We start from the raw sequence: 3,812 nt of genomic DNA on the forward strand, positions 1-3,812 counted from the left end.
GGAACCCCACGGGCCGCCCCGGCGAACGGGGAGGAAACGTACGGTTTGCGAGCGGGGAGCACCCGCGTGAGCATGAAAGCAGCGGGTGATTTCGCGGGGTGTGTCTGACGCTGGGCCGGTCTCGATCAAGACGAGAGGCGGCAGCGATGACTCCCGCATGGCAAGCACGACACAATCTGACCCTCGGCCAGTACCAGCCGGAATTCGACACGTTGGTCCGTCAAGGTTTCCGCCTTCTCGACCTCAACGGTTACAGCATCAACGGCGTCGACCATTACGCCACCGTGTGGGAACAGTCGCAGGGACCACCCTGGGAGGCCCATCACGGGCTGACCAGCGCCGACCACACCAAGCTCTTCCAGACCCTGCCCGCACAGGGGTTCCGTCCCGTGGCCGTCAGCGGATACGACCGCGGTGGTCAGCCCCGCTTCGCCTCGTTGTGGCAGAAGATCCCGGGGCCGGCGTTCGAGGCCCGGCACGGGATGACCCCGCAGCAGTACCAGACCGCGATCGACGATTTCACGGCGCGCGGATTCCGCCCCGTCGACCTGTCCTGTTATCTCGACGGCGGGCAGGTGCGGTTCGCCGCCGTCTGGGACCAGTCGAGGGTGCCCGGCTGGGTGGCCCGCCACGGACTGACGTCCGCCGACTTCCAGACGGAGTTCACGCGGCTGACGGCGCAGGGATACGTCCTGTGGCGCGTCAATGGCTACGAGGTGTCGGGCGACACGCGTTACGCGGCGATCTGGGTCAAGGGGCCCGTCGTCACCTGGCAGGCCCGCCACGGCCTGTCCTCGGCGGACTACCAAGCGGCCTTCGACGCCCTGCTCGCGCGCGGATTCCGGCTGCAGAAGGTCAACGGCCACACCGCGGGCGGCCGGACCTCGTACGCCGGAATCTGGTACAAGCCGTATCTCTCCGACGACGACGAGACCTTCATCCGGCAGACCGTGACCTCCTTCATGACGGCGCACGGCGTGCCGGGGGCCTCCGTCGCCATGACCGACTCCGAACGGCTGATCTTCGCCAGGGCCTACGGAGTGGCCGACCCGGCCACCGGCGCCCCCGTGACCACCGGCCATCTGTTCCGCATCGCCAGCGTCACCAAGCCGATCACGGCCGTGACGGTCTTCCGGCTGATCGAACAAGGACGCCTCACCCTGAACGACCGTGTCTTCGGCGCCAACAGCATCCTCGGCACCACCTACGGCACCCAGCCCTACGGCGCCAACGTCGACCAGATCCGCGTCCAGCACCTCCTGGAGCACACCAGTGGCTGGGCCAAGGCGCAGGACCCCATGTTCGGCCACCTCACCCTGTCGCAGCGCCAGTTGATCGACTGGATGCTCGGCCGCGACGCCGCCGGCGCCCTCAACGCCCCGCTGACCCACACCCCGGGCACGACCTTCGAATACCTCAACTTCGGGTACTGCCTGCTCGGTCGTGTGATCGAGACGGTGACGGGGCTGCTCTACGAGGACGCCGTACGCCGGCTCGTCCTGGAGCCCTGCGGCATCACCGACATGCACATCGCCGGCGACACCCTCGCCGACCGGCGCGGCAACGAGGTCGTCTACACCCAGCAGGGCACCCTGAGCCCGTACGGCATCCGCGTCTCGCGCATGGACTCGCACGGCGGCTGGCTGGCCTCGCCGACGGCACTGCTGCGATTCCTCGTACGGGTGGACGGCTTCACCGAGAAACCGGACATCCTGTCGGCGGGCTCCGTCGCGACGATGTCGACACTGACCACCGCCCGCGACGCCTCCGGGGGCACCAGCGACTACGCCAAGGGTTGGCACATCACCACCGGAGGGAACCGCTGGCACGACGGCGACCTGCCCGGCACGGCCGCGATCCTCGTCCGCACGAGCGACCACCAGTCCTGGATGATCGTGGTCAACTCCCGTGACGACGCGCGCCTCGACGCGATGCGTACGGACCTCGACAACGTCATGTGGACGGTGGTGCGTCACATCACCGACTGGCCGGCGTACGACCTGTTCTAGGGCCCGGGGTTCAGCCGCCGTCCGGACGGATCTCGCCCGAGCCCCGGACGATCAGCCGGGTCGGCAGCTCCACCTGGCGCGGGGGTTCGTCCGCGCCCTCCAGGCGGCGGAAGAGGAGGCCGGCCGCCGTGCGGCCCAGGCGTGCCGCGTCCTGGGCGACGACGGTGACGGCGGGCCGTACGAGGTCGGCCAGCTCGAAGTCGTCGAAGCCCACCAGCGCCACCGGCCGCGTCCGTTCGCCGAGCACCCGCACCAGGGTGACGGTGACGCGGTTGTTGCCCGCGAACAGCGCGGTGACCGGTTCCGGTCCCGCCAGCATCGCGGTGGCCGCCGCCCGTACCCGCTCCGGAGCGGTGGAGCCGAGCGACACCCAGGAAGCGTCGACGGGCAGGCCCGCCTCCGCCATCGCGGCGCGATAGCCCCGCAGCCGCTCCCGCGCGGTGTGGATGCGCGGCTGGTCGCCGAGGAAACCGATGCGCCGGTGACCGTGCGCGATCAGATGCGCCACCGCGCCGCGGGCGCCGCCGAAGCTGTCGGAGAGCACCACATCGGCGTCGATCCGCCCGGCCGGGCGGTCCACGAAGACGGTGGCGACACCGGCGGCGATCTCGGGCTCCAGATACCGGTGGTCGTCGCCCGCCGGGATGACGACCAGGCCGTCCACCCGCCGCGCGCACAGCGCGAGCACCAGCTCCCGCTCGCGGGCCGGGTCCTCCGCGCTCGACCCGTTGATCAGCAGCGCGCCGTGGCCGCGCGCGACCTCCTCCACGGCGCGGCTGAGCGGCCCGTAGAACGGGTCGGCCAGGTCCTCCAGCACCAGGCCGATGCTGGCGGTGCGGCCCTTGCGCAGGATGCGGGCGGAGTCGTTGCGGCGGAAACCGAGCGCGGTGATCGCGTCCCGGACGCGGCGCTCGGTCTCCGGGGTGACGCCCCGCTCGCCGTTGACCACCCGCGAGACGGTCTTCAGCCCGACCCCGGCCCGTGCCGCGACGTCCTTCATCGTGGGCCGGGTGCCGTAGCGGCGGGAGACGTGTCCCCCTGCGGTGTCGGTCACGGTGTGCGGTCCTGCTTCCTGTCGGGGACGGCGGGCCCTGGGCCGGGCGGTGGTGGTGTGGCGTCGAGCATAGCCCCTGGACAACGTTGTCAAATGCGGCGAGACTGACGTCTCCCGCACCGGGCCGGGAACCTCCGGCCCTTGCCCACCAGGAGAGTTCGACACCGATGCAGAAGGACCTCAGCGCAGCGCTGGACATTGGCGGCACGAAGATCGCCGGAGCCCTGGTGGACGGCGACGGCGGACTGCTCGCCCGCACCACCCGCCCCACCCCGGCCGACCGGGACGGGGCGGCGGTGATGGCCGCGGTCTCCGAGGTGCTCGCCGGACTGACGGCCGCGCCCGGCTGGTCCCGTGTTGCGGCGGTCGGCATCGGCAGCGCGGGCCCGGTGGACGCCTCGACCGGCACGGTCAGCCCGGTCAACATCCCCGGCTGGCGCGACTACCCCCTGGTCGACGGCGTACGGGAGCAGGCCGGCGGCCGCCCCGTGGTGCTGATCGGGGACGGCGTGGCCGTGGCGGCGGCGGAGCACTGGCAGGGCGCCGCCCGCGGCCGCAGGAACGCGCTGTGCATGGTGGTGTCCACCGGCGTCGGCGGCGGGCTGGTGCTCGACGGCCGGGTCCACCCCGGCCCCACCGGCAACGCCGGTCATATCGGCCACATCAGCGTGGACCTGGACGGCGACCCCTGCCCCTGCGGCGGACGCGGCTGCGTGGAACGGATCGCCAGCGGCCCCAACATCGCCCGC

The 3,812-nt window shown here is 71.6% G+C and carries 3 protein-coding genes; 2 read left to right on the top strand and 1 reads right to left on the bottom strand.

Annotated elements, in window-relative coordinates:
- Positions 1 to 146: 146 nt before the first annotated feature.
- Positions 147 to 2,009, top strand: coding sequence for a serine hydrolase (locus tag AC51EU_RS28250; RefSeq protein ID WP_496269927.1), 1,863 nt, complete (start codon positions 147 to 149; stop codon positions 2,007 to 2,009).
- Positions 2,010 to 2,019: 10 nt separating this feature from the next.
- Here the strand turns inward: AC51EU_RS28250 and AC51EU_RS28255 are convergent, their stop codons facing one another.
- Entirely contained in the window at positions 2,020 to 3,063 is a 1,044-nt protein-coding gene (locus AC51EU_RS28255; RefSeq protein ID WP_496269928.1) for a LacI family DNA-binding transcriptional regulator, read from the bottom strand.
- 167 nt (positions 3,064 to 3,230) lie between these two features.
- Between AC51EU_RS28255 and AC51EU_RS28260 the strand changes: the two genes are divergently transcribed.
- Positions 3,231 to 3,812, top strand: a 582-nt coding sequence (locus tag AC51EU_RS28260) for an ROK family protein (RefSeq protein WP_496269929.1), incomplete at its 3' end; no start/stop codon positions are given.

This window comes from Candidatus Streptomyces philanthi (genome assembly GCF_059553635.1).

Bases quoted from the DNA above. Each gene is read 5' to 3' on its own strand.
- AC51EU_RS28250 (WP_496269927.1), top strand. From the start codon at position 147: ATGACTCCCGCATGGCAAGCACGACACAATCTGACCCTCGGCCAGTAC.